Here is a 25,757-nt window from a genome sequence, read left to right as displayed (position 1 = left end):
TAGTCAAGGGAGAAGCATGCGCGTCTTCGACGTCGTCGACTTCGGCGCCGACCCGACCGGACGCCGTGACTCGGCGGACGCGTTCGCCGCCACGTTCCGGGAAGCCTGCGGCTGCGACGGGCCGTCCGAGGTGCTGATCCCGCCGGGCACCTACGCCCTCTACCCGGAGCGGGCCGAGCGCCGCGACCTCTACGTCTCGAACACCGTGGGCGCCGACGAGCGCTACCGCACGAAGACGATCGCGATGCTGGTCGAGGGTGCCCGCGACCTCACCGTGACCGGCACCGGCGCCGCCCTGGTGCTGCACGGCCAGCAGACCGCCCTGGCCGTCATCGACTCGGAGAACGTGCGGTGGGCCGGTTTCTCGGTCGACTACCACGCACCAAGTCTGGTGGAGGCGCGCGTCGTGGCCGCGGGACCGGACTGGCGGCAGATCGCGGTGCCGAAAGACGTGATGTGGCGGATCGACGGCACCCACCTGATCTGGGAGGGCGAGCAAGGCAAGGGCGGCCGCCCGTACTGGACCGGTCGCGACGGCCTCGACTACACGCAGGTCCACGACCCGCGGACCGGCCGCACGAGGCGGTGCGACAACCCGCTGTTCACCGGCGTACGCGCCATCCGGGAAGACCTGACCATCGAGTACGACCACGCGATCGACGACGACACCGGCCTCGTCTACCAAATGCGCCCGACCGTCCGCGACCACCCGGGCATGTTCATCTGGGAGAGCCGAGGCGTCGCCCTCGACCACCTCCAGGTGCGCTACCTGCACGGCTTCGGGATCCTCGGCCAACTCAGCCGCGACCTCACCATCAGCGACGTACGGTTCCAGGCCGACCCCGAAACCGGCCGGTACACCGCGAGCTACGCCGACTTCGTCAACCTGTCGTCCATGGGTGGCCAGGTCAGGATCGAAGACTGCGTCTTCGCCGTCGCGCACGACGACGCGATCAACGTGCACGGCACCTACCTCGTGGTCAAGGAGCGAGCCGACGACCGCACGGTCGTGCTGGAGTATCGCCACCCGGAGACCGCCGGCTTCCCCGCGTTCCACCCCGGCGACGAGGTCGAGTTCATCGAGCGGGCCAGCCTCGCGGCCGAAACGGCGATCCGCGCGCGGATCGAAACGGTGGACGGCCCGAACGGTCGCGACGACAGCCACGACCCGTTCACCATGACCGTCACGGTCGACCGCGCGCTGCCGACCGACCTGGTCACGGAAGACTGGGCCGCCGAGAACATCAGCTACTCCCCCGACGTCACCATCGCCGGCAACCTGATCACCGGCATACCGACCCGCGGCGTGCTGCTGACCGCCCGCGGCCACTGCGTCATCGAGGGCAACACCTTCGACGACACCGGGATGGCGGGCATCTTCGTCTCGGGTGACGCCAACGACTGGTTCGAGTCCGGCCCGGTCCGCGACCTGACGATCCGCGACAACGAGTTCCGGAGCCTGACCGCGCCGGCCGTCCTCGTCGAGCCCACCAACACGGTGGACGGCGGCCCCGTGCACAGCGGCATCACCGTGGAGCACAACCGGTTCGTCGACTGCACCGAGCCGCACGTCAAACCCAAGTGCTGAGTTAGTAAGGGACCCTTGTTATGCGGAAAGCGTTAACAAGGGTCCCTTCCTTGCCACTAACTACTTGTACAGCGCGTTGATCTGGTCGTTCACACCGACGAAGCTGTCGGCCTGGGTCTGGCCGTTCAGGAACGCCTCCATGGCGGGCTTGAAGATCGCCATGGCGTCGGCCCACTGCGGCACGACCGGCTCGATGCTGGTCTTCGGCTCCAGGAACGGCTGGATGTCAATCCCGTTGGTCTTGAAGGTCGCCTTGGCCTCTTCGATGGCGCTGGTGATGGCCGGCAGCACCACGCCCTCCTTGGCGACGATCGACTGGCAGTCCTTGCCGCCCAGGAAGACGAGCAGCTTCTTGGCCTCCGCCGGGTGCTTGGTGGTGGCGGTGACCGCGTCGCCCAGGGCGTTCGTCGTCGACTGGCGGCCGGCGGGGCCGGTCGGCAGCGGCGCGATGGTGGTCTTGACGTCCTTCAGCTCGAAGTACGACTTGGCGCTCCACACGCCGTCGGTGGTCATCGCGTACTTGCCGGCGCCGTAGGACGCCTGCATGCCGATGCCGCTCGACGCGACCTTCAACGACGGCATGAAGCCCTTGTCCGACAGGCCCTTGAACCACTTCAGGGTGTCGGTGAACTTCGGGTCGTTGTAGTTGAAGACCGGCTTCGAGGTCGAGCCGGAGTAGTACTGCCAGCCGTTCGACAGGGCGTACTGCGCCCAGATCGTCTCGCCCGAACCGTCACCGGCGCCGTTGAGGCCCAGTCCGTACACCGCGACCTTGCCCTTGTCGAAGCCGGGCTGGTCGCCGCGCTTGCCGGCCTTGTCGACCGTCAGGTGCGCGATGAGCTGCTCGAAGGTCCCGCCGTCGGTCGGGTTCCAGGTCAGGTTCGCCAGATCGGCCGCGGTCTTGCCGGCGTCCTTGAGCAACCCGTCGTTGGCGTAGAGGCCGACCAGGCCGTTGTCCTTCGGAAGCCCGTAGCGCTTGCCGTCGGTGCCGACCCAGAGCTCGGGCAGCCCGGCCTGGTACGCGGACAGGTCGACCTTCTCGTCGTCGATCGGCAGGATCTGGTGCTTGTCGACGAAGGTCGGGAAGTACGAGGCGTGGTTGGTGAACACGTCCGGAGCGGTGCCGCTGACCAGGCCGGTCGTGATGCTGCTCCAGTAGTCGTCCCAGCCGTACTGCTTCACCGTGACGCTGATGTTCGGGTTCGCGGCGGTGAACGCCTCCGCGCACTTCTGGTATCCCGGCTGCTGGTTGGCATCCCAGAGCCAGTAGCTCAGGTCCACCTTGCCGCCGGAGCCGGAGCCGGAACCGCTATCCGAGTCCGACGAGCCACAGCCGGCAAGCACACCGGCCGCGGTCAGTGCTGCCGCCGCGACGGCGGCACTTTTACGCCACTTCACCGTGGGTTGTTCCTTCCGTTTGTAGGGGATGCCGGGGTCGACGGGGAACGCGTCACTTGACCCCGGAGAACTGGATCGAGTTGATGACTCGCCTGCCGAGCAGCGTGAAGAGGATGACGACCGGGAGAGCCGCGATGACGGTCGCCGCCATGAGCCCGGACCAGTCCGGTCCGCCGCCGTTCGGTGTCTGTGCCTTGAAGATGCCGAGCGCCACGGTCAGCACCCGCACGTTCTCGTCCTGGCCGACCAGCAGTGGCCAGAAGTAGTCGTTCCACGCGGCGACGTACGTCAGGATCGCCAGCGTGGTGATCGGCGCGGCGCTCATCGGGACGATGACCCGGAAGAACGTCCGCAGATGGCCGGCGCCGTCCAGCCGCGCCGCCTCCTCGATCTCGGTGCTGATGTTGAGGAAGAACTGCCGCAGGAAGAACACCGCGAACGGCGACATCAGCAGGTTGGGCAGGACGATGCCCAGGAACGTGTTGAGCAGTCCCAGATCCCGGATGAGGATGAAGTTCGGCAGCGTCGTGAAGATCGGCGGCACCATCAGCGCGGACAGGAAGATGGTGAACACCACGTTGCGGCCGGGCCAGCGCAGCCGGGCGAAGGCATAGGCGGCCAGTGCGGAGAACAGCGTCTGCACCACCGTGGTCGAGATGGCCACGATGAACGAGTTGCGCAGGTAGAGCCAGAAGTCCACCGACGCGGTCGAGCCGCCCTTCTCCAACGCCTCGCTGACGCTCGACAGACCGAGCACGCGGCGGTACGCGTCCAAGGTGCCTTCGGCCGGCAGCAGGCTGTTGGAGTGGCTCGGCAGCGCGCCGTTGGTGGAGAACGACGTGCGCAGCATCCAGTAGAAGGGGAACAGCGTGATCAGGATGAAGACGCCGACGAGGACCCAGGCACCGGCCCGGCCGATCCGGAACCGCCGGCGAGGAGTGGCGATGGTGGTCATGCGGTTCTCCAGCCGGCTCACGCGAGATCGGACTTGTTGGCGCGGGTGATGCGCAGTTGGATCAGCGTGATCCCGAGGAGGATGACGAACAGCACCAGCGCGATGGCCGAGGCGTATCCGAAGTCGTACCTGTTGAAGGCCAGGTCGTAGATGTAGTAGTAGATGACCCGGGTCGCGTTGACCGGTCCGCCCTTGGTGGTCACGGCGATGGTGTCGAAGATCTGGAACGAGCCGATCAGTGACACGATCAGGACCAGCGCGAGTACGGGCCGCAGCAGTGGGAGGCTGACCCGCCAGAACGCCTTGGCCTCCGAGGCGCCGTCGATGGCCGCGGCCTCGTACACGTCCTTGGGAATCGCCTGCAGGCCGGCGAACAGCAGCAGCGCCGTGTAGCCCATGCTCTTCCACACGTTGATCAGCGCGACGGTGACGATCGCCAGGGCCGGGTCGCCGAAGAACGACTGGCGGGGCAGGCCGACGAAGTCGAGCGCGTTGTTGACGATGCCGATCTGGTAGTCCAGGAGCCACTGCCAGAGCAGGGCCACGACGACACCGGAGACCATGTACGGGACGAGCAGGATGCCCCGGATGACCAGTGACTTGGCCAGCCGCTGCATGAGCACGGCCATCAGCAGCGCCACCGCGGTCTGCAGCCCGATGTTGATGACCACGTACTCGGCCGTCACCAGCAGGGCGTTCCAGAACACCTTGTCGTCGACGATCTGCGCGTAGTTGGCGCCGCCGACGAACTCCCCCGACGAGAACAGGTCGTAGTTGGTGAAGCTGAGCCACACGCCACGGATCGCCGGGAAGAGGTAGAACACCAGGAACCCGATCGCGGCGGGCGCGACGAACGCGATGGCGTACCACGTCTCGCGCCTGCGCTCGCGGATCATCGGCCGGCGAAGCCGCCGGGCTGTGCTGGTTAGCGTCATTGCCGCCTCATGCGATGGGTTGGACGGGGCCGGGGTTCAGCGGGTCAGCCGCAGCGTGCGGATCTCCCAGGGCGCCAGTTCGAGCGTCAGCTCACCGGCGGCCTCGGTGCGATCCAGCGGATCGCCGAGCAGGGTGGTCGTCTCGACCGCCCCGAACGGGCCTTGAAGCGCGGCGCGGACCGGTTCGGGGGCCATCGCGACGACCCGGACCTCGGTGCCGCCGGCCACCGGCCGCACGGTCGAGACCGCGATGTCGCTGCCGGTGACCCGGATGCCGGAGTCGGACGGCGGGAGCGGCGTGTCCGCGGTGGCGGCGCCGCGCCGCACCGAGGCGTCGTTGCGGAACAGCTCCGCCGCGCGCACCGCGCCCGCCGCCCGCCAGCCCCGCGCGGACGGCAGGATCGCCAGCCGGGCGACGACCTCACGGCCGAGGGACTGCGCGCCCGGCGCGGGCAGGTGCAGCGCGGCGGGCTCGTCGCGCAGCGGGTGCAGGTTGACGCTGATCGCGCCGATCGCCCGCAGCAGGGTCACCGCGAGCTCGGTGCCGACGACCTCGTACTCCGCCGTGTGTTCGAGGAGCACCGTGGCCGCGCCGGCGGTGACGAACGACGAGGCGGGGAACGTCGGCAGCGGGAACTCGCCCCAGCCGCCCTCGCTGGTCAGCCCGCGCTCGGTGACGCTGAACTGGCCCTCGGCGGCGGAGCTGGTGACCGGCTCGGGCAGCGGGACGTGGAACCGCAGGCGGTGGTCCGCGGACGGGTTGACGAAGCGGGTGGTGACCCGGGCGAACGGCTCGCCGGCGTGCAGGTGGACCAGCGTCTCGACGGTGACCGGGCGGGTGGTGGGTGAGCGGTGGTCGACGTCGTCGGCGAGGGCGGCCGGCCAGTCGTAGTCGCGCAGGACGCGGACGGCGCCGCGCACCGGACCCGGCTCGAGCACCTCGACGGTGACCCGGGTCGGCTTCTCCACGAGCAGGTCGTGCCGGGGTGGGCCGTAGTTGTAGCTGTCGCCACGGTCGCCGCCGTCGACGAGGCGGCCGACTCCCGCGAGGCGGGTGCCGTCCTCCCCCACGAGTTCCAGCGTGCCCTCGGCCTCGACGGTCACGGTGACGCGACCGTTGGCCAGGGTGTGCCCGTCGACCGTGACGCCGGTGTCGGGGACCGCGCCGGACTCGATCCGGATGGCGGTCGACCCGGATGCCGGCGTCGGCACCGCCACGGCCACCGTGACGACCGGCGCGGCCAGGGTGCGGACCCGCCACGGCCCGTCATGCTCCGCCTCGGCGGCGGCGACCGCCGACCGCAGCGCGATCAGGTCGAACTCGGGCCGGGTGGGCACGTCGGCCAGGTGGAACTCCAGCAGGCCGGGTTCGAGGACGTAGTGGTCGATCAGCTTGCCGAACAGCTCCCGGCGGTGGATGCGGCGCAGCACCCGGTCGAGCTCGCCGGCCGGCACGGTCTCGTCGCCGAGCACGGTCGGCGCGGTGGCCACCGGCTGGGCCGGCAGCAGGACACCGTCACCGGTACGCGCGGCGTAGGTGTCGGCGGCAAGCTCCGCCGCGACCTCGACGACGGTGGTCCGGTCGTACGGCAGCGGGTTGGCGACCAGGTAGGCGCCCGAGGGCACGGCGGCCGCACGGCGGTCGAGCGCGGCGTCGCGCACTCCGCGGGCCGCGTGCTCGGCCTCCGCGAGCCGGGCGCCGACCTGGTCCGACGTCTCGTCGGTGCCCGAGCCGACGACCGAGTCGTGCGCCGATGACTCCACGATCTTGCGCCAGGCCAGTTCCAGGAACGGCGCCTCGCCGTCGCCGCCCCAGGTCGCCGTGAACCGCTCCGCGTGGTCGACGGTGCGCTCGGCGGTGGCCATGGCCCGCTTCAGCTCCGCGCGGACCGACAGCACACCCGGCAGGATGTTGCCGCGTACGTGGCTGCGCAGCTCACCGCGGACGGTCTCGCGCACCTCGTCACGGGCGTGTGCGGTGACGTACTCCTCGATGGTGGCGATCTGGATGCCCCGGTCGGCCGCCCGCAGCCACTGGCCCAGGCGGGGGTCGGGTGCGGCATGGTCGGTGCCGACCATCGCGAGCACCGGGTCGTTGCCCCAGCGCTCCGCCGTCATCCGCGAGTAGTCGTCGAGTGCCCGGTCGATGACGGCCGGCACGAGGATCACGTCGAGGCCGTTGTCGTAGCCGTCGAAGAGGAACTCGGTGCGCACCGCCGAACCGTCGGGCGCCTCCCACCAGAACGCGTGGCCGGCGACGCTGCCCGGCACGCCCCGCCAGAGGGCGGCGTCCGTGATGCCGGCGCGGCGCAGGATCTGCGGCATCTGCGCGACGTGTCCGAACATGTCCGGCAGGTAGCCCAGCGGCATCGCCCGGCCCAGCGCGTTGGCGTCCGACCAGCCGAACTGGAGGTTCCGGACGATCGTCTCGCCGGAGCAGAGGAACTCGTCGAGCAGGATGTACCAGGGTCCGAGCGCGAGCCGGCCGCTCTCGGCGAGTGCCCGCACCTCGTCGGCCCGCTCGGGGCGGATCTCCAGGTAGTCGAGGATCGCCGCCGTCTGACCGTCCACGGTGAAGCGGAACGAGGGGTCTTCCTTCGCGGTGGCCAGGACGACGTCGAACGCTTCCACGAGGCGGTGGCGGAAGACCTGGAACGGCTCGTACCACTCACGGTCCCAGTGGAAGTGCGGGACGAAGACGGCGTAGTTCTGCATCGAGGCCGATGCCCTTTCCTGGTCGGTCGCGAGGCGACCGGGGCTTGATCGGCAATTAGAAAATCATGTTTTCAAAATCAGCGCAATAGAAAGATCACCCGCCGTTCAGGCAGGTCGCAGCGTTCCGTTGAGAGTTAGTTCAGCCCGCGGCGATGAGGAGCGTGGACGGGCGGGGTGAAAACGTGCTGTCGAACACCAGGCTCGCGGCGCCGACCGCGGCGACGTCGACCGGGATCACGGACTCGGTGAACCGCACCTCGTGAGGTGGCACCAGGGCCGGGTCGGAGCGCACGACACCGGGCAGCACATCGAGGACGATCGGCGCGACCCGCGACCAGAACGGGCCGCCGAAGATGACGCGTTCGATGTCGAGCAGGTTGACGATCACGACGACGGCGCGGGCGAGCTGGCGGGCCGCGTCGGCGATCACCGCGTGCGCCGGGGCGTCGCCGGCCTCGGCCAGCGCGGCAAGCCGGGTGAAGGCCTCGTCGATCTGGGGGATCCCCTCGGCACCGGGCGCCAGCTTGCCGTCGAGGATGCCCAGGCTCTGCGCCTTCTCGATGAGCGCGCGGGGCACGACGCTGTAGCCGACGCAGCCACGGCGGCCGCAGACGCACAGCGGGCCCTCCGGGTCCACCGTCATGTGGCCGGGGTCGCCGGCGTTCGAGCTGATCCCCCGCACGACCTCGCCCGCCACCGCGATGCCGGTGCCGAGGCCGGTGCCGTAGTACATGAACGCGAAGTCGCGGCTGTCGGACGGCTCGGCGTACCAGAGCTCGGCGACCGCGGCGGCGGTCACGTCCTTCTCCAACAGCACCGGCAGGCCGGTCGCGGCGCTCAGCGCCGTCCGCAGCGGAACCCGGTGCCAGTGCGGCAGCATCGGCGGGTTCAGCACGATGCCGTCCTCGATGTTGACCGGGCCGGGAGTGGCGATGCCGATGCCGAGCAACCGGGAGCGGTCGACCCCGGACGTCGTGATCAGGGCGTCGATCGAGCGGGCCATCTCGTCGATCACCGACTCGGGATCCTGCGCGGACGGCGTGCCGCTGCGGGTGTGGTCACGCACCTCCCCCGCGAGGTCAACCAGCACGTACGTCACGACGGCGGGGTCGATGTGCACGCCGATCGCGAACCCGCCACCGGGGTTCAGCCGCAGGATGGCCGCCGGTTTGCCGGGCCCGTTGACGTGTGTGCCGCGCTCCTCGACCAGCCCGCTGGCCAGCAGCCGGCGGCAGACGTTGGCGACGGTCATCGAGCTCAGCCCGGTGAACGTGGCGAGCTTCGAACGGGTGCTGCCGTGCGGGTGGCGACGGATGGCGTCGAGGACGACGGTCTGGTTGTACTCGCCGACCGCGGGCAAATTCGAGCCCGTGAACACCACTGCCTCGCCCTCCCGCGTACCTGGCGTGGAAGCTATTAAGTCGGAAACGCGGCGCAGAAGCAAGCGACGGACCGGCGCACGGCGGCCCGACCGCACCGTATCTAGGCTGGTCACGTGGATCTGGTCGGACGTCGCCGCGAGCTCGCCACGGTCGGGCAGGCCCTCGACCGGGCAGCGCGCGGGCACGGCGGAGTGATCGTCGTCATCGGTCCGGCCGGCTCGGGCAAGACCGCGCTGGCGGACGCGGCAGCGGAGCTGGCCCAGGCGCGCGGGGTGCCGGTGCTCCACTCGGAAGACCCGCACGGATCCGGTCCGCGGCTGCTCGTCGTCGACGACCCCGACCACACGGCGGCGGAGGACCTGACCCGGCTCGCGTCGCTGCCCGGCACCGTCGTGGTCGCGACCAGCCGACAGCCGCTCGGCGTCGGGACCGAGCTCCGGCTGGGCGGGCTGTCGGAGCCGGACCTCGCCGAGCTGGTCGGAAACCTGCCGGACGGTGCGGTGCACGCGCTGTGGTTGGCGACGGGAGGCGTGCCCGGGCCGGCGCTCCGGCTCGCGGCGGAGCTGGCCGGCTCGTCCGGCGATGCGGTCGTCCAGCTCGCACTGACGACTCCGTCGCGCGCCGAGTTCCTCGAACTGGACGCCGGCCTGATCCGGCTGTTGGAGGAGGCGACGACGCGGCCTGGCCCGGCGGAAACCCGGGCGCGGGTGCTGGCCCGGCTCGCCCGTGAACTGCTGGGCGACCCCACCTCGGCGGCACGCCGCCAGGAGCTGGTTGCCGAGGCAGTGGCGCTCGCACGGGCCGCCGACCCCGGCGTGCTCGCCGAGGTGCTGGACGCCCGGCTGCACGCACTCTGGGATCCGGCAGCGGCGCGCGACCGGCTGACCACCGCCGCGGAGATCGTCACCCAGGCACGGGCGGCCGGCGACGCCCGGCTCGAGCTGCGCGGGCTGTTCTGGACCTTCGTCGCCCGCGCGGAGCTGGGTGACCTGGCCGGCGCCGAGACCGCGCTGACCGCGTACGCCCGCGCCGGCGAGCTGGCCGGCGACAGCGAGGTGGCGGTCGTGGTGCTGGCCCGCCAGGCGATGCTCGCGACCATCCGCGGCCGCTTCGACACCGCCGAGAACCTGATGGGCCAGGTGGCCGAGCGGGGCCGCCGCGCCGGAGTGGCCGACACGGAACGCCTGCTCGCCACGCTGCGCGGCCCGCTCCTCCAGCTCAGGGGCGACACCAGCGGCGAGGTCGACACGCTGCGCGCGCTGGCCCGCCGGCTGCCCGGACATTTCTTCGAGGCGACGTTGGCCCGGGTGCTCGCCGAGACTGGTCACGCCGCCGAGGCCGAGCTCGAACTGGCCCGGACACTGCCGGCCGTCCTCGCCGGCACCGGCCCGCGCTGGCTCGCCGCGGCGGCGGAGCTCGCGACCGTGGCGGCCCGGGCCGAGGACGCGGCGGCGGCGCGGGCGTTGTACGACGCCCTCCTGCCGTTCGCCGGACGGCTGGTGGTCTGGGGCGGCGCGAACACGATCAGCGGACCGGTCGACGACTACCTCGGCCGGCTCGCGCTCCGGCTGGACCGGCCGGCGGAGGCGGTCGCCCACCTGGACCGCGCGGTCGAGCTGGAGGAACGCGCCGGAACGCTGCCGTGGCTGGCCTCCTCGCTCGCCACGCGGGCCGGCGGGGCCGGTGACCTCGCGCGGGCCCGGTCGATCGCCGAGCGGCTGGGCCTGCGTGGTGTGCTGGCCGACCTCGACCCGCCCGCCGACGAGTGGGCACTGCTGCGCGACGGTGACGACTGGCGGCTGGACGCCGGGTCGGAGACGGCCCGCCTCCGCGACGGCCGTGGGGTGCACTACCTGCGCGCGCTGCTGGCGGCACCCGGGCAGGAGATTCCCGCGCTCGACCTCGTCGCCGGTGGCGCCGGCCTGCGGGTGACGCCGGGCGACCCCGTGCTCGACGACACCGCACGCGCCGCGTATCGCCGCCGGTTGGAAGTCCTCGACGAGCAGCTCGCGGCGGCCGACCGGGCCGGCGACGCTGACCGGGCTTCGGCTACGGAGGCAGAGCGCACCGCGCTGCTGGCCGAGCTGCGCCGGGCGACCGGGCTCGGCGGTCGGCCGCGGACCGTGTCCGACGAGGCGGAACGGGCGCGGGTCAACGCCACCCGCGCGCTGCGGACCACCCTAGAACGGCTCTCGGCGGCGGCCCCGCTCGCCGGCGCCCACCTGCGCGCGTCCGTGCACACGGGCCGGCTCTTCCGCTACCAGCCGATTCCCGGTGGGCCGGGCCGCTGGCGACTGTGACCCGGACCACGAACGGGATGTCGCTCCCGCTGTTACGCCTACGTGGGCATGGGGACTGAACTCTTTGGTGGGCTCGCGGCGGACATCCTGGGCGAGACGGACGAGCGCGCGCCGTTGGTGCTCCTGCACGGACTCAGCTTCGACCGGCGCCAGTGGTCACCGATGCTGGCGGAGCTCGCCCGGCTCGACCCGGGCCGGCGCGTGCTGGCCGTCGACCTGCCAGGGCACGGCGGCTCGCCCGCCCGCGACAGCTACGGGCTGGACGAGGTCGCGCGCGCGGTCCGCGCCGCGGTGGTCGACGCCGGGCTCGAAGCGCCCGTGGTGGTCGGCCATTCGCTCGGTGGCGTCCTGGCGACCGTCTACGCGGCCGCCTATCCCGCGAGCCGGGTGATCAATGTGGACCAGCCGCTGCTGGTCGGCGGCTTCGCGGCGATGTTGCGTCAGGTCGAACCGGTGCTGCGCGGCCCGGACTACGGACGGGTGTGGCGGTCCATGATGGATCGGATGGGCGTCGACCTGCTGCCGCCAGAGGCCCGGCCACTGGTCGAGGCGGCCGGGACACCACCGCGGGACCTGCTGCTCGGCTACTGGCACGAGGTGCTGACCGAGCCCGTGGAGCGGCTCACCCAGCGACGGGCCAGTGACCTGGCCATCATCGGTGCGAGCGGCATCGCCTACGACTACGTGACCGGGGCGGAGCCGGACCCCGCGTACCGCCAATGGTTGGAAGCCGCCCTGCCCGACGTGGCCGTCACCGTGCTGCCGGGCAGCGGCCACTTTCCGCACCTCGCACGGCCCCGCGAGCTGGCCGGGATCCTAGCCGCGCAAGGGGTTCCATCGATGCCCGTACGGTGACCGGCCGACCCGAATGATCCGCCGAGCGGGCTGACCTGGTCTGACTGGACGGCCATTGTTTCCGAGATGTCGAGCTGCTTCGATCCGTTGGCACCGATCATGCAGGTCCACCCTTTGACACCGGAGACAGGTAATGTCCTTCACTGACTCGATCAAGGCCGTTCTCACCAACTACGTCGGGTTCTCCGGCCGCGCCCGCCGTTCCGAGTACTGGTGGTTCGTGGTCTTCAGCATCCTCGTCAACGTCGTCGCCCGGATCCTCGACAGCGTGCTGTTCGACACCACCACGTCCGGCACCGGCATCATCGGCGGCATCGTCGGCCTGGCACTGTTCCTTCCCGGTCTGGCGGTCGCGATCCGCCGCCTGCACGACACCGACCGTTCGGGCTGGTGGGTGCTGCTCGCGCTGATCCCGATCATCGGCGCCATCGTCCTGATCGTGTTCATGGCCGGCGACAGCAAGCCCGGCACGAACCGCTTCGGTGCCAACCCGAAGGAGCAGGGCGCGGTCGCGCCCGGCTTCGCTTCCTGACGTCTCGCGGTTGGTGGCTGGCCCGTCCGGGCCAGCCACCCGCTTTTACGGGGCGGTCAGGTCCCGGGAGGCCCGGGCGATGACCGCGATCGCGGTGCGGCGCGGCAGCAGCCGTGACATGAGCGCCGACGACACGCGCATGCCCAGGCCCGGCACCACCCGCGGCCCACGGCCGAGACCGCGCAACGCCGCCCGCGCCACCTGGTCGGGTGTCTGCGTGCCGGGTGCCGGACGGGCCTTCGCACCGGCCAGGTTCGGCGTTGCGACCGCGCCGGCGACACAGGTGAGCACGTCGACCCCGGTGCCCCGTAGCTCGGCCCAGAGACCTTCGCCGAGGATGGCGCCGAACGCCTTGGTCGCCGCGTAGGCGCTGATGGGCGGCGAGCCCTGCATGCCGGCCAGCGACGACATGACGACGAAGCCGCCGCGGCCACGCGCCACCATGGGCGGAAGGAAGCGGTGGGCCAGTTCCAGCGGCATCCGGCAGTTGAGGTCGACGGCGCGGCGGGTCAGCGCCGGGTCCATCTCGACGAACCGGCCGATCGGTGAGTAGGCGGCGTTCGCGACCACCAGGCCGATGTCCAGACCTGCTGTCGCCGCGGTGACGGCGTCCAGTCCCTCCACTGTCGACAGGTCCGCGCTGACCGTGACCGTCTTGGTCGGCAGCGCCGCGGCGAGCTCAGCCAGCGGCTCCGCGCGGCGGGCGGCGAGGACGAGGTGCAGGCCGTGCTCGGCCAGCCGGTGCGCGAAGGCGGCACCGAGGCCCTCGGACGCCCCGGCGACCAGCGCCCATGGGCCGTAGCGGTCGGCGAAGCCGGGCTTCACGCGGTCACCGGTTCGGGCCGGGTGAACGGGTTGTCCCGCCGCATCCGCCACATCATCAGGAACGGGGTGAGCAGCCAGGCGGCGTTCGCGGCCAGGACGATCGCGAAGTTGGGTGCCTTGGTGACGCCGTACCGCTCGTCCATCAGGATGATCAGCACGTTGGCGAGCATGGTGCCCGACCACACCAGCGCCGGCACCCGGATCCAGTTGCGGCCGCGGATGAACGCGTACAGGGCGAAGAAGTAGAACGGCCCGAAGAAGATCAGGTCGATCCAGATCGTCATCTGCCAGAACGGCGGGCGGGCCATCAACAGCGGGTCGAAGTTCTCACCCCACCAGTGCACCAGGTCGATCGCGCCGGCGGGCGGCCACAGTGGATAGTTGAAGTTGTCGGGGTCGCGGACCACGATCTGCTCGAGGTCGACGATGTAGGTGATGACGGACGCGTTGACGGCGAAGAAGCCCACGAAGAACCAGTCGAACTTGCGCTCGCGCAGGGGCACGGTCATGAATCAGATCCTGGCCCCTGCACGAGCGGCTCAACAAGATCTAAGTTGCGGGCAGCCAGGGGCTGGGCGGCGGGACGACGCCGAGCTGCTGGGCGATGGTCATCGCGTTGGTCGGCTCGACACGCGCGCGCAGGTCCGCGTATGCCGTGAGGGTCAGGGGCGCGAGCAGCACCGCGACCGCGCCGGAGATCACCGAGGTCAGCAGTGTCGACACGATCGAACCGGTGATGATGCCGGCATTGTTGGACATCGAGACGCCGGTCGCGGCCTCGACGATGCCGCCGATCATCGCGCCGATCAGGGCGACGCCGATGGTGAGGCCGAGAATGGTCGCGATCCGACCCGCCGCCGCGCCGAAGTCGCGGTGGAACAGGGTGAAGCAGCGGCCGATCGCGTTGGTCCGCTCGACCGCGACCACGACCGGCAGCACCGCGAAGACGGCCGCCACGTAGAAGATCGGCAGCACACAGAGGCACAGCGCGACCAGGTAGATGGGTATCGCGAGCAGTTGCCAGCCGATCAGCGGGAAGAGCCGGCGGACGGCCATCCGCAACGCGTCGTCCATCCGCGGTGGGACGCCGACCGCGATGCTCACCCCGACGTACACGCTGGCGAGCGTCACTACCGTCGCCAGGAGCATCGCCAGCAGCGCCGCGCCCACGGTCAGGGACATCAGCACGATGAACGGCGTGAAATCGGGGTTCGCGCCCGTGTCGGACGCCGTGGTGAACGAGTTCTCGAGGTCGTCCGACGCGAACGCGATGAAGATGGCCGCGGGCGCCTGCACGAGCAGCGCCAGGACCACGCCGACAAGTTGCAGCCCCGCCAGCGGACGCCAACCGGCCTTGGCGATCGCCACACCTCGGTTCCACCAACCGCCGTAATTCGGGCTGATCAGCGGATCGGCGTGCTGCGGCGCGAACTGCGGCGGGGGCAGGTAGCCACCGGTCGGCACGGCCGGGTCGCCGGGCTGTTGCTGCGGGTAGGAAGGGTCCGGATACATGTCTCGCCTCTGCTGCCACTCGTGCGCTGTGGCCACGGTCGGCCACAGACGGGCATCAAGATAATGCCCCCGCTTCCTACCGCGCAGCCCCTAGGCACGGGCCATGCCTCCCGCCCGCGACCGCGACGCGCACAATGACGGTTTCCGTTTCGACCCGAAGGACGCAGCCGTGCCCGACCGACCGGAGATTGTCTGCATCTGCGGCTGTACCCGCTTCGTGGACGAGATGAGCGCCTGTCTGACCAGCAGACGCTAGGGGCGGTGGAAGGCCACGATCGCGAGCAGGAGAAGGCCGATCGCCAGCAGGGGTACGGACCAACGGGCCGTCTGGAAAAGGACGGCGGCGACAACGGCCCCCGCGGCCAGGGCGGCCAGTTGGCCGAGAGCGGCGGCGCGGCGGCCGCGCTGACCGGCGACCAGGTCGTGCAGCGCACCGGTCAACGTGCCCGTCATGTAGGTCGTCGACTCGTGCATGCGGTGTGCCACGACGCTCTGCGTGCCCATCGCGACGCCCGCGGTCGCCAACAGCAACAACGACGTGGTCCGGCCCGGCCGGCCGTCGGTCGCCACCCAACCGGCCGTCAACGCGCCCAGCAGCGCGAGCTCGACGACCAGGTGGGCCGGCCAACGCCAGCGCGGGGTCGCCTGGGCCCACAGCACGCCGGCGCTGTAGCCGGCGACCGCGACCGCCGGCGTCGCGAACATGTGGTCGTCGGCCGTGCCGATGCCCAGGCCGACGACGACGAGGTTGCCGGTGACGATGCTGGCGAAGGCGCCGCCCAGTCCGGCGAACGCGACGACGTCGACCACGCCGGCGCAGGCGGCAAGGGAGAGCGGGGTGACCCGGCGCCCGCCGCGCCGAGCCAACCCCGCCAGCACCACGGGATCACCGTACGCGACAAATTGGACTTTCGCGGCAGAACCGGATCAGCCCAGTCTGCGGGGTGGGCGGCGGGCCGAGGGGCGACGGCGGAGCGGGCGGCGCGGCAGGGTGCGGCGGCGACGGCGCGGGTCCGGCGGCCGGGCATTCACCGGACGGACCAACGTGGACGGAGCATCGAGGAGCCTCTCTTGATCGGTTGGCGCGGGCCGACTCTACGAGGCATTCGTCCCCGGTGGCGGGTGCTTAACCCGAACCTAAGCCCGGCTTGAGTCGCGCCAGCTCGCTGGTACGCGCCGCGCCCAACTCGACCGCCAGCGCCCGCACCGCCGGGTCCTCCGCCACCTCCGCCGCGCTCGCCGAGACCCGCTCCCCCTGCGTCAGGTGCTCGCGGAGCAGGTCGGCCACGCGCGCGTCACGGGCCGGCGGCGACAGCGCGGCCACCTCGTCGATCTGCCGCTCGCTGAACAGGCCGGGCAGCTCGTGCCCGTCGTGCAGGTCCCCGTCCGGCAGCCCGGCCGCCCTCAGCAGGGCGCGCATCCGGGCGAGCTCCGCCGGGTGGTCGGCGACGACGGCCGCCAGGGCGGGGTCCTGCGCCAGCGCCGCCAGCCGGACCGCGCCGACGTCCATCGGGATCATCAACTGGAGGTACGCGATGTCCGTGGCACCGAGGTAGGCCGCAGCCGAAGCGGTGGGCGCCGGGCCGGCCACCGCGGGGGTGGCCGGCCGGGAGGATGTCGTCGCCACGGTCAGCGGGACGGCTACGGCCGTGGCGACGAGCACCCCAACGGCCGCCAGTCGGCGTGCGGCGGCCGGGCTCAGAACTGGCCGTTGGATCCGCACTTGACGCCCTGGTTGACGCAGTTACGGACGCGCTCGGCGAGCGCCTTGGGCTCCCACGCGTTGAAGAAGTCGGCGTGCATCGAGTAGCCCGTACCGGAGGCCAGCTTGATGCCGGTCATGTTGGTGTTCAGCGGGTAGCCGATGACGAACGACACCGACGGGATCGCCACCGGGAACTTGCCGGAGCACTTGCCGTCGCGGTCGGCCGGGCCGACGTGCGACTTGTGGTCGGGGCTGTCCAGGTGCTTGCCGTCCCAGCAGTCCGGGAAGGTGACCTGGCGGACCAGGTTCGCGGTCTTGGCGCAGACCGGCCACTCCCCGTCCGGCGTGCGGCCGGTCTCCCCACCGATGCCACCGCACCAGAAGTGGTTGCCCTGCTTGTCCGGGGTGTCCTTCTGGTTCTTGGCGTCCCCGGTGATCATCCGGAAGCCCATCGGGAACGGCACGGTCTTGCCGGGGTCCTTCAGCCGCGATCCGTAGTAGACGGTGACGCCGCTGGGGTTCACCGCCTTGCCGTTCTGGAGCAGCGTGGGGATCCAGTACGCCGAGTGGTCCTGGGCCGGCGTGCAGGTGGTCTTCTTGTTGGCGAACAGCGACTGCGCGGTGGAGAACGCGTTCGTGCTCGTGTTGCCCATGAACGTGTGGTTGTGCGAGGCGCCCTTCAGCCCGGGCGCGACGATCGGGTCGTCGTCGTTGCGGTGGCTCGCCTTGCACGACGCGTTGAACTCCGGCACCTTCACCGGGTTGTTGGTGACCTTGCGCGGCTTCATCGCGAAGAACGCCCGGACGTCAGCCGCCTGCTTGGTCGGATCGACGGCGACCCAGCCCGGCCGGGCGGGCGGCGCCGACCGCGCCGTCGCGGGGGCTGACGGCGAAGCGGTCGGTTTCGGCGTGGCCGAGGGCGTCCCGGCGGACGGCGTGGTCCCGCCAGGCTCGACACCGAACTCCTCCGGCAGGGCCGCGGTGTTGACTTCCTCGACCCCGCCGGCCGACGCCGGCTTCGGGTCGGCGGAACGCGCATACGCGGTCGTGACCGCGATGCTCGCCGCGAGGGCCACGACGACCGGGACCGCGACGAAGAGGGTGGACCGGCGGCGCAGGAAAGGGCGACGCGGTGCGGGAGTGGGTTGGGACATCGGAGCCTCTCGGGCCAAACGCAGCAGGGCAGCCCGAACTGTAGGTACCGATGATCGCCGACGGCCGCGGCTTAAGCCGAAGATAAGGAGAGTTTGCAGGTCACTCGACTGGCATTCGTGGTAGGGGCCACGGATAACGGAAAACCGTGGTGAGGTTTTTGTTATTCGGCCGGCGCGGTTGGTTATTCGGCTGGCACTGCTCGTTATTCGGCCGGTGCGGGCACGTCGCCGCGTGGAAGCAGGACCGCGGCGGCGGCCACGACGACGGCCACCACGAGCACGCCGATGAAGACCTGGTGCACGGCGCCGGTCAGCCTAGCCGCATCGCCGTGCGACCCGCGCAGCTTCGCGTTGGCCACCGCACCGAACACCGCGGTGCCCAGCGAGCTGCCGACCGAACGCAGGAACAGGTTGTTGGCCGTGACCACGCCGCGGTCCTTCCAGCCGACGCTGGACTGCGACGCGATCAGCGTCGGGCTGACGGTCAGGCCCATGCCGAGCCCGATCACCATGCAGGTCAGGCCGACCTGCCACACGCTGCTGTCGCCGCCGAGCAGGAGCAGCCCGGCAGAGCCGACCACGATGATGCCGACGCCGGTCAAGGCGCAGGTGCGGAAGCCGTACCGCAGGTAGAGCCGCCCGGACTGGGACGCCGCGATCGGCCAGCCGAGGGTCAACGCGGCCAGGGCGAGGCCGGCGACCAGCGGGCCGACGCCGATCACCTCCTGCGCGTACGTCGGCACGTAGGAGCTCAGGCCGAGCAGGATCGCGCCGGCACCGGCGGAGACCACCCCGCTGGCCACCAACAACCGGCGGCGGAACACCCACAGCGGCAGCACCGGCTCGCTGGTCCGGCGCTCGACCAGCAGGAACACGGCGAGCAGCAGCGCACCGATGCCGAGGGTGCCGGCGCTGGCCGGCGAGGCCCACGCCCAGGCCTGCCCGCCCTCCAGCACGCCGAGGATCACCAGGGTGAGGCCCGCCGTCAACAACACCGCGCCCCGGTAGTCGATCACCGGCCGGGCGGGCGTGCGGCGCTCGTGGTAGCTGCGCCAGATCATCCCGGCGGCCAGCAGGCACAGCGGGATGTTGACGAAGAAGATCCAGCGCCAGGACACGTACTCGCTGAACACGCCGCCCAGCGTCGGGCCAACCACCGAGGAGATGCCCCAGACGCTGGCCACGTACCCCTGGACCTTGGCCCGTTCCTCGACCGTGTAGAGGTCGCCGACGATGGTCACGGTCACCGGGGCGATGCCACCGGCACCCAGGCCCTGGATCGCCCGGAAAATGATCAGCATGGTCATGCTGGTGGCCAGGCCGCAGAGCACCGAGCCGACGAAGAACGTGGCGATGCCGAACAGGATCACCGGCTTGCGCCCGAACAGGTCGGAGAGCTTGCCGTAGAGCGGCACCGTGACCGCCTGGGCCAGCAGGTAGACCGAGAACAACCAGGGGAACTGGCTGAACCCGCCGATGTCGTCGACCACCGACGGCACGGCGGTGGCGATAATGGTCGAGTCGATGGCGACGAGCGCGGTCGAGAGCATCACCGCGGCGAGCACCGGGCCTCGCTCGGACCGGAAGCCGACGCCGGCGGTGGCTACAGAGGGGGTGGCGGGCACGTTGTCCCAGCTTCCACCCGGATGGGTGACAGCGCCAGGGTGTGCCCGATCACTCCGGCAAGCGCGTGATCTCTTCACATCATGCGGATCTGGTTACTCGCCGTCGTCACGTCGCTCACTGTCGGTATAGGACCGGTGATGGCGGCACCCGCCCCGACCCCGGTCGGCACCCACGGCGCGTTGCGGGTCTGCGGCACCAAGCTGTGCGACCGGCTCGGGAAGCCGGTCCAGCTCCGCGGGATGTCCACACACGGCATCCAGTGGTACGCCAACTGCGTCAACGGGCCGTCGCTCGACGTGCTGGCCCGCGACTGGCGCGCCGACCTGCTGCGGATCTCGATGTACGTGCAGGAGGACGGCTACGCCAGCGACCCGCGCAAGTTCACCGAGCTCGTCGACGACTACATCGACCTGGCCACGGCGCGCGGGCTGTACGTGATCGTCGACTGGCACATCCTCGACCCCGGCGACCCGATGGCCAACCTCGACCGCGCCCGCACGTTCTTCGGCGAGATCGCCAACCGCCACCGCGGTGCCGACAACATCCTCTACGAGATCGCCAACGAGCCCAGCGGGGTCTCGTGGAGCCGGATCCGGTCGTACGCCGAGCAGGTCATCCCGGTCATCCGCGCGCAGGACCCCGACGCGGTGGTGCTGGTCGGCACCCGAGGCTGGTCGTCGCTGGGCATCTCGGAGGACGCCGACGAGCGCGAGGTGATCGCGAACCCGGTCCGGGCGACCAACGTGATGTACACCTTCCACTTCTACGCGGCCTCGCACGGCCACAACTACCTGAACGCGCTGTCCCGCGCCGCCGACAAGCTGCCGATGTTCGTCACCGAGTTCGGCACCCAGAAATACACCGGCGACGGCGGCGACAACTTCACCCGGGCGCAGTCCTATCTGGACCTCATGGCGGCCAAGGGGATCGGGTGGGCCAACTGGAACTGGAGTGACGACAAGCGCTCCGGCGCGGTGTTCAAGAAGGGCACCTGCAAGGCCGGCGCGTACGCGGACACCTCCCGGCTCAAGCCTGCCGGCACGTGGGTGCGCGACCGGCTGCGGACCGGCCGCTCCTAGGCGTAACGTCGGCAAAGGTGGACGAAGAACGCTATCTACCCATCGGCGAGCATGGCCTCATCGGTAACTTGAGAACCGTGGCCCTCGTCGGCACTGACGGGACCATCGACTGGTGCTGCGTGCCCCGTTTCGACTCGCCCAGCATCTTCGCCTCGATCCTCGACCGCGACAAGGGCGGCTTCTTCCAGTTGCGGGCCGACATCCCAGCCACCACGCGGCAGTTCTACTTCCCCGACACCAACGTGCTGATCACCCGCTTCCTGTCCGACGACGGCATCGCGGAGATCCAGGACTTCATGCCGGTGCCGGCCGACAAGATGGAGAGCCACGGCTTCCGGGTCATCAGGCGGGTGAACTGCGTACGCGGCGAGCTGCCGTTCCGGGCGCACGTGGCACCCCGGTTCGACTACGGCCTCCAGCCGCACACCGTGCGCATGGACGAGGGCCGGGCGGTCTTCGAGTCGGCGTCGATGAGCCTGGCGCTGAACTCGACCGCGCCGTTCGAACTGGTCGACGGCGACGTGGTCAGCTCCTTCCGGCTCAAGCAGGGCGAGTCGGTGGTGTTCTGCCTCGACCGGGCCGATGACGGCAAACCGGCGTACGGCACCGCCGAGGAGGCGGAGGAGGCGTTCACCGAGACCGTCGCGTACTGGCGGCGCTGGCTGTCGGCGTCCCGCTACCGGGGTCGCTGGCGGGAGGCCGTGCACCGCTCCGCGCTCACCCTCAAGCTGATGACCTACGCCCCGACCGGTGCCATCGTGGCCGCGCCCACGACGAGCCTGCCCGAACGGCTCGGCGGCGAGCGCAACTGGGACTACCGCTACGTGTGGGTCCGGGACGCGGCGTTCTGCGTGTACGCGCTGCTGCGGCTCGGCTTCACCGAGGAGGCCGACTCGTTCATGAGCTTCCTCGCCGCCCGGGTGCGGGCCAGTGGCCCGGACCCGGAGGGCCCGCTGCAGATCATGTACCGGGTCGACGGCAGCGAGTCGCTCTCGGAACGGCGCCTCGACCACCTGGAGGGCTACGAGGGATCCGCGCCGGTCCGGGTCGGCAACGACGCGGTCAACCAGCTCCAACTCGACATCTACGGCGCCCTGATCGACTCGATCTACCTCTACAACAAATGGGGCCAACCGATCTCCAGCGGGGTGTGGGACGGCGTCACCACCTTCGTCGAGTGGGTGTGCCAGAACTGGGACCAGCCCGACGAGGGTGTCTGGGAGATCCGCGGCGGGCGGCGCAACTTCCTCTACTCGCGGCTGATGTGCTGGGTAGCGCTCGAACGAGCGATCCGCGTCGCGCACCAACGCGGGCTGCCGGCGGACCTGGTCCGCTGGGGCAAGGCCCGGGACGCCATCTACTACCAGATCATGGACCGGTTCTGGGACCCGGAGCTGAAGGCCTTCGTCCAGCACCGCGACGGCCATGTCCTGGACGCCTCGGTGCTGATGATGCCGCTGTCGAAGTTCATCGCGCCGTCGGACCCGCGCTGGCTGAGCACCCTCGACCTGCTCGGCGACACGCTGGTCTCCGACTCGCTGGTCTACCGCTACGACCCGCACCTGGCCCCGGACGGCCTGGAGGGCGAAGAGGGCACGATGTCCATCTGCACCTTCTGGTACGTCGAGGCGCTCTCCCGCGCGGGCCGGGTCGACGAGGCCCGCCTGGCCTTCGAAAAGATGATCACCTACGCCAACCACGTCGGCCTGTACGCCGAGCAACTCGGCCCGACAGGCGAACACCTCGGCAACTTCCCACAGGCCTTCACCCACCTGGCCCTGATCAGCGCAGCCTTCAACGTCGACCGCGCCCTCGGGTGACACGCACACGGTGATATCGGTAACGATGGCGTTCGCGGCGGGTATGTCGTAGCCTGCCCAGAGTCACAACGGGAGCTCGGAGGCACCGGGCTGAGAGGGCGGCTTACGCGCCGCCGACCGTCGGAACCTGGCCCGGGTAATGCCGGCGTAGGGAGCTTCTCACGTGTCGACCACGTCCACGGCCGTCGCCGAAAGCGCGACCGAGCCCGCTCGTACCCTCGGCTTTCGCGACACCGCCGGGCTGTTCGGCAGTCTCGGCGTCAGCCTGCTGCTGCCGGTCGCCGCCACCTTCGCCGTGCTGCCCGGTCGGCCGCTCGGCGTCACCATCCTCGCCATCGTGGTCGGCGCCGTCATCGGCTCCGTGCTGCTCGGCCTCGGCGCCGCCGCCGGTGCCCGGGAGGGCGCGCCCGGCATGGTGCTGCTGCGCGGGCTGCTCGGCCGGCGGCTGTCGTACCTGCCGACCGTCTTCAACCTCGTCCAGTGCGTCGGCTGGGCGACCTTCGAGATCTTCATCATCGCGACCGCCGCGGCCAAGGTGCTGGACGCGCCCAAGTGGCCGTTCGTGCTGGTCGCCGGCGTCGCCGCCACCCTGATGGCGCTGCGTCCGCTCGGGGCCGTCCGGGTGCTCGCCCGGTACGCCGTCTGGGCCGCCCTGATCGCCGGCGTCTACCTGTTCGTCGAGGTGCTGCGGGCCGACCCGCAGCCACTGACCGGCGACGGCGGCTCGTTCTGGACCGCCGTCGACGTGGTCATCGCGATGCCGGTCTCCTGGTTCCCGCTGGTCGCCGACTACACCCGGCACACCCGCAGCGGCCGGGCCGCGTTCGCCGGAGCCAGCGTGGGCTACGGCGCCGCCACCATCGCGTGTTTCACGCTCGGGGTGCTCGCCCTGGCCGCGTACGGTGCCGGCGGCCTGGACGTCGTGGATGCCCTGCTGGCCGTGCCGCTCGGCGCCGTCGCGCTGGCCGTGCTCGTGGTGGTCGAGGTCGACGAGGCCTTCGCCAACGTCTACTCGACCGCCGTCTCGGCCCGCAACATCGTGGAGCGGATCGACCGGCGGGTGCTCGCGATCCTGGTCGGCACCGTCGCCACGCTGCTGGCGCTGGCCGTCGACATCGTCACGTACGAGCCGTTCCTGTTCCTGATCGGCGCGGTCTTCGTGCCCCTGGTCGGCGTCTTCGCGATCGCCTACTTCGTGCTGCCGCGCGGCCGCTGGGACACCTCGGCGACCGCACCGGCCCGACCCTGGCTGCTGCTCCCCTGGGCCGCCGGCTTCGTCGCCTACCAGCTCACCCTGCCGACCTTCTTCCCCGACCTCGGTCAGGGCTGGACGACCTGGTGGACGTCCAGACAGCACGACCTCGGCATCGATCCGGCCAACGGCTGGTCGGCCTCCCTGGTCAGCCTCGCCGTCGCGGCCGGGCTCACCGCGCTGTTCATGCTGCCGAACCGGCGCCGGCGGGTGGCGTCGTGATCGGCCGGCTGCACGTGGTCACCGACGCGGCCGGCGGCACGGCGGCGTTGGACGCGGTCCGCGCCGCGTTGGCCGGCGGCACCCCGGTCATCCAGGTCCGCACCAAGGTCGGCAGCGACCGCGACCGGCTGGCGTTCGCCCGCGAGGTGGTGCTGCTGTGCCGGGCCGCCGGCGCGCAGTGCATCGTCAACGACCGGGTCGACCTGGCGCTCGCCGCCCGGGCCGACGGCACCCACGTCGGCGCCGACGACCTGCCGGTCGAGGTGGTCCGCCGGATCGCCGGACCGGCCCACCTGATCGGCGGCACCGCCCGTGACCCGGAACGGGCCGCCGCGCTGGTGGCCGCCGGCGCCGACTACCTCGGCGTCGGTCCCGCGTTCGCCACGTCCACGAAGGACGGTCTGCCCGACCCGATCGGTCCGGCCGGTGTCGCGGCCGTCGCGGCCGCCGTGCGGGTGCCCGTCATCGCGATCGGCGGCGTGACGGCGTCGCGGGTGCCGGTGCTAAAGGCGGCGGGCGCACACGGCGTCGCGGTGGTGTCCGCCGTCTCGGCCGCTCCCGACCCGGCCGCCGCGGCCCGGGCGTTGATCGCCGCGCTGGGAGACGAGCAATGACGGTGCTGGTCGCCGGCGGCGGGCTGATCGGGCTCGCGGTCGCCTGGCGGGCCGCCCAACGCGGGCTCGACGTCACCGTGGTCGACGAGGCGCCCGGCAGCGGTGCCTCGCTGGCCGCCGCCGGCATGTTGGCCCCGTTGACCGAGGCCGCGTACGGCGAGGAGGCGCTGCGCGCTTTGAGCCGGGAGTCGCTGGCCCGCTATCCGGCCTTCCTCGCCGACCTCGGCGGCGACGTCGACCTGCGTACCGCAGGCACGCTCGAGGTCGGCTTCGACGCCGACGACATGGCCGCGCTCGACCGGCTGCACGCCTACTACCTCGAGTCCGGCCTGCCGGTCGAGCGCCTGACCGGCAGCCAGGCCCGGCGCCGCGAACCGGCACTGAGCCCGCGGGTCCGCGGTGCGCTGCACGCACCCAGCGACCACTCGGTCGAACCGCGCTCCCTGCACGCCGCGCTGCTCGCCGCCGCCGTCGACGCGGGTGTCCACATCGACCGGTCGCGGATCGCCGCGCTGACGGTCGACGGCGGCCGGGCCATCGGGCTTCGCCTGGCCGACGGCACCGAGCTGACCGCCGACACCGTCGTGCTCGCGCTCGGCGCGTGGAGCGGCAGCCTGCCCGGCGCTCCCCCGCTGCCCGTGCGCCCGGTCAAGGGCCAGATCCTGCGGCTGCGCGGCGACACCCTGCTCGACGGGACGATCCGGGCGCTGGTCCGCGGCCAGCACGTCTATCTCGTGCCGCACGGCACGGACGGCGGTCTCGTCGTCGGCGCCACCAGCGAGGAGCTGGGCTTCGACCCGACCGTCACCGCGGGCGCCGTGCACATCCTGCTTCGCGACGCCATCGAGGTCGTGCCCGACGTCGCCGAGCTCGAACTGGTCGAGACGCTGGCCCGCTGGCGACCGGGCACGCCCGACAACGCACCGCTGCTCGGCCCCTCGTCGCTGCCCGGCCTGGTGCTGGCGACCGGGCACCACCGCAACGGCGTACTGCTCACCCCGGCGACCGCGGACGCGATCGCCGAGCTGTTGACTGAGGGGGCGCTGCCGTCGTTCGCGGCTCCGTTCGCTCCGGACGGGAGGATTGGATGACCCTGACCGTCAATGGCCAGGCCGTCGAGGTGGCGGCGCCGGTCACGGTGGCCGAGCTGGTCGCGGCCCGCACCGACCAGCGCCGCATCGCGGTGGCCCGCAACGGTGAGGTGGTGCCCCGCAGCGCGTGGGCGGCCACGGCACTGACCGAGGGCGACGAGGTCGAGATCCTCGCCGCGGTGGCGGGCGGGTGACGG

Annotated in this window: 21 protein-coding genes, 1 pseudogene and 1 riboswitch; of the genes and pseudogenes, 10 read left to right on the top strand and 12 right to left on the bottom strand. The window is 71.2% G+C overall.

Going from position 1 to position 25,757, the window contains the following annotated elements; all coding sequences use genetic code 11:
* Positions 1–16 precede the first annotated feature (16 nt).
* A complete protein-coding gene (locus BLV39_RS36480) occupies positions 17–1,588 on the top strand; it encodes a right-handed parallel beta-helix repeat-containing protein (protein ID WP_090802519.1) in 1,572 nt (523 codons plus the stop codon).
* Positions 1,589–1,648: 60 nt separating this feature from the next.
* Here BLV39_RS36480 and BLV39_RS36475 read toward each other — a convergent pair whose 3' ends face one another.
* The 5 genes from BLV39_RS36475 to BLV39_RS36455 form a co-directional block, all read right to left on the bottom strand.
* Positions 1,649–2,986, bottom strand: coding sequence for an ABC transporter substrate-binding protein (locus tag BLV39_RS36475; RefSeq protein ID WP_090802516.1), 1,338 nt, complete (start codon positions 2,984–2,986; stop codon positions 1,649–1,651).
* Positions 2,987–3,038: 52 nt separating this feature from the next.
* On the bottom strand, positions 3,039–3,941 hold the full coding sequence (locus tag BLV39_RS36470) for a carbohydrate ABC transporter permease (RefSeq protein WP_090802904.1): 903 nt from the start codon (positions 3,939–3,941) through the stop codon (positions 3,039–3,041).
* Positions 3,942–3,958: 17 nt separating this feature from the next.
* Positions 3,959–4,876, bottom strand: a complete 918-nt coding sequence (locus BLV39_RS36465; protein WP_090802513.1) for a carbohydrate ABC transporter permease — start codon at positions 4,874–4,876, stop codon at positions 3,959–3,961.
* A gap of 36 nt (positions 4,877–4,912) precedes the next feature.
* Positions 4,913–7,591, bottom strand: a complete 2,679-nt coding sequence (locus BLV39_RS36460) for a glycoside hydrolase family 38 N-terminal domain-containing protein (RefSeq protein WP_090802511.1) — start codon at positions 7,589–7,591, stop codon at positions 4,913–4,915.
* Positions 7,592–7,730: 139 nt separating this feature from the next.
* Entirely contained in the window at positions 7,731–8,969 is a 1,239-nt protein-coding gene (locus BLV39_RS36455; protein ID WP_090802902.1) for an ROK family transcriptional regulator, read from the bottom strand.
* 117 nt (positions 8,970–9,086) lie between these two features.
* On the opposite strand from BLV39_RS36455, the gene BLV39_RS36450 reads away from it, so the two are divergent.
* The 3 genes from BLV39_RS36450 to BLV39_RS36440 all read left to right on the top strand — a co-directional run bounded on the left by BLV39_RS36450 (position 9,087) and on the right by BLV39_RS36440 (position 12,660).
* Positions 9,087–11,273, top strand: coding sequence for a BREX system ATP-binding domain-containing protein (locus tag BLV39_RS36450; protein WP_090802509.1), 2,187 nt, complete (start codon positions 9,087–9,089; stop codon positions 11,271–11,273).
* 48 nt (positions 11,274–11,321) lie between these two features.
* Positions 11,322–12,128 (top strand): alpha/beta fold hydrolase, encoded by an 807-nt coding sequence (locus BLV39_RS36445; protein ID WP_090802506.1) that lies wholly within the window; start codon positions 11,322–11,324, stop codon positions 12,126–12,128.
* 133 nt (positions 12,129–12,261) lie between these two features.
* Entirely contained in the window at positions 12,262–12,660 is a 399-nt protein-coding gene (locus BLV39_RS36440; RefSeq protein WP_090802503.1) for a DUF805 domain-containing protein, read from the top strand.
* A gap of 45 nt (positions 12,661–12,705) precedes the next feature.
* Here the strand turns inward: BLV39_RS36440 and BLV39_RS36435 are convergent, their stop codons facing one another.
* The 7 genes from BLV39_RS36435 to BLV39_RS36405 form a co-directional block, all read right to left on the bottom strand.
* Complete coding sequence (locus BLV39_RS36435) at positions 12,706–13,485, bottom strand: SDR family NAD(P)-dependent oxidoreductase (protein ID WP_090802501.1); 780 nt, start codon at positions 13,483–13,485, stop codon at positions 12,706–12,708.
* On the bottom strand, positions 13,482–13,994 hold the full coding sequence (locus tag BLV39_RS36430; RefSeq protein ID WP_090802499.1) for an EXPERA domain-containing protein: 513 nt from the start codon (positions 13,992–13,994) through the stop codon (positions 13,482–13,484). Before BLV39_RS36430 ends, BLV39_RS36435 begins: the two co-directional genes overlap by 4 nt.
* 40 nt (positions 13,995–14,034) lie before the next feature.
* Positions 14,035–14,997: a hypothetical protein gene (locus BLV39_RS36425; RefSeq protein ID WP_090802496.1), complete on the bottom strand. Its 963-nt coding sequence runs from the start codon at positions 14,995–14,997 to the stop codon at positions 14,035–14,037.
* A gap of 252 nt (positions 14,998–15,249) precedes the next feature.
* Positions 15,250–15,879, bottom strand: coding sequence for a YoaK family protein (locus tag BLV39_RS36420; protein WP_090802493.1), 630 nt, complete (start codon positions 15,877–15,879; stop codon positions 15,250–15,252).
* Between the two features lie 244 nt (positions 15,880–16,123).
* Entirely contained in the window at positions 16,124–16,720 is a 597-nt protein-coding gene (locus tag BLV39_RS36415) for a DUF305 domain-containing protein (RefSeq protein WP_143050041.1), read from the bottom strand.
* Positions 16,696–17,856 carry a DUF1996 domain-containing protein gene (locus tag BLV39_RS36410; RefSeq protein ID WP_176985250.1) on the bottom strand — a complete coding sequence of 387 codons (1,161 nt, stop codon included), beginning with the start codon at positions 17,854–17,856 and terminating at the stop codon, positions 16,696–16,698. Before BLV39_RS36410 ends, BLV39_RS36415 begins: the two co-directional genes overlap by 25 nt.
* Before the next feature lie 203 nt (positions 17,857–18,059).
* Complete coding sequence (locus tag BLV39_RS36405) at positions 18,060–19,481, bottom strand: MFS transporter (protein ID WP_239083509.1); 1,422 nt, start codon at positions 19,479–19,481, stop codon at positions 18,060–18,062.
* Between the two features lie 132 nt (positions 19,482–19,613).
* Here BLV39_RS36405 and BLV39_RS36400 point away from each other — a divergent pair.
* The 6 genes and pseudogenes from BLV39_RS36400 to thiS all read left to right on the top strand — a co-directional run.
* Positions 19,614–20,561 (top strand): annotated as a pseudogene (locus tag BLV39_RS36400) (glycoside hydrolase family 5 protein); the annotation flags it as partial.
* 17 nt (positions 20,562–20,578) lie between these two features.
* Entirely contained in the window at positions 20,579–22,381 is a 1,803-nt protein-coding gene (locus tag BLV39_RS36395; protein ID WP_090802484.1) for a glycoside hydrolase family 15 protein, read from the top strand.
* Positions 22,382–22,439: 58 nt separating this feature from the next.
* Positions 22,440–22,552: riboswitch (TPP riboswitch) on the top strand.
* Positions 22,545–23,855, top strand: coding sequence for a purine-cytosine permease family protein (locus tag BLV39_RS36390; protein ID WP_090802481.1), 1,311 nt, complete (start codon positions 22,545–22,547; stop codon positions 23,853–23,855). Its footprint overlaps the riboswitch before it by 8 nt.
* A complete protein-coding gene (thiE, locus tag BLV39_RS36385; RefSeq protein WP_239083511.1) occupies positions 23,852–24,469 on the top strand; it encodes a thiamine phosphate synthase in 618 nt (205 codons plus the stop codon). The genes BLV39_RS36390 and thiE overlap by 4 nt, the downstream gene beginning before the upstream one ends.
* A complete protein-coding gene (gene thiO, locus BLV39_RS36380) occupies positions 24,466–25,560 on the top strand; it encodes a glycine oxidase ThiO (protein ID WP_090802479.1) in 1,095 nt (364 codons plus the stop codon). The genes thiE and thiO overlap by 4 nt, the downstream gene beginning before the upstream one ends.
* Positions 25,557–25,754: a sulfur carrier protein ThiS gene (gene thiS, locus BLV39_RS36375; RefSeq protein ID WP_090802476.1), complete on the top strand. Its 198-nt coding sequence runs from the start codon at positions 25,557–25,559 to the stop codon at positions 25,752–25,754. The genes thiO and thiS overlap by 4 nt, the downstream gene beginning before the upstream one ends.
* The last annotated feature ends 3 nt before the right edge of the window (positions 25,755–25,757 follow it).

This window comes from Asanoa ishikariensis, from assembly GCF_900107455.1.
GTDB classification, from domain to species: domain Bacteria; phylum Actinomycetota; class Actinomycetes; order Mycobacteriales; family Micromonosporaceae; genus Asanoa; species Asanoa ishikariensis.
This window is presented reverse-complemented; position numbering and strand designations above follow the sequence as displayed.

Coding starts and splice junctions, on each gene's coding strand:
- BLV39_RS36480 (WP_090802519.1), top strand. CDS start 17: ATGCGCGTCTTCGACGTCGTCGACTTCGGCGCCGACCCGACCGGACGC.
- BLV39_RS36470 (WP_090802904.1), bottom strand. CDS start 3,941: ATGACCACCATCGCCACTCCTCGCCGGCGGTTCCGGATCGGCCGGGCC.
- BLV39_RS36465 (WP_090802513.1), bottom strand. CDS start 4,876: ATGACGCTAACCAGCACAGCCCGGCGGCTTCGCCGGCCGATGATCCGC.
- BLV39_RS36460 (WP_090802511.1), bottom strand. CDS start 7,591: ATGCAGAACTACGCCGTCTTCGTCCCGCACTTCCACTGGGACCGTGAG.
- BLV39_RS36445 (WP_090802506.1), top strand. CDS start 11,322: ATGGGGACTGAACTCTTTGGTGGGCTCGCGGCGGACATCCTGGGCGAG.
- BLV39_RS36440 (WP_090802503.1), top strand. CDS start 12,262: ATGTCCTTCACTGACTCGATCAAGGCCGTTCTCACCAACTACGTCGGG.
- BLV39_RS36430 (WP_090802499.1), bottom strand. CDS start 13,994: ATGACCGTGCCCCTGCGCGAGCGCAAGTTCGACTGGTTCTTCGTGGGC.
- BLV39_RS36425 (WP_090802496.1), bottom strand. CDS start 14,997: ATGTATCCGGACCCTTCCTACCCGCAGCAACAGCCCGGCGACCCGGCC.
- BLV39_RS36410 (WP_176985250.1), bottom strand. CDS start 17,856: ATGTCCCAACCCACTCCCGCACCGCGTCGCCCTTTCCTGCGCCGCCGG.
- thiO (WP_090802479.1), top strand. CDS start 24,466: ATGACGGTGCTGGTCGCCGGCGGCGGGCTGATCGGGCTCGCGGTCGCC.
- thiS (WP_090802476.1), top strand. CDS start 25,557: ATGACCCTGACCGTCAATGGCCAGGCCGTCGAGGTGGCGGCGCCGGTC.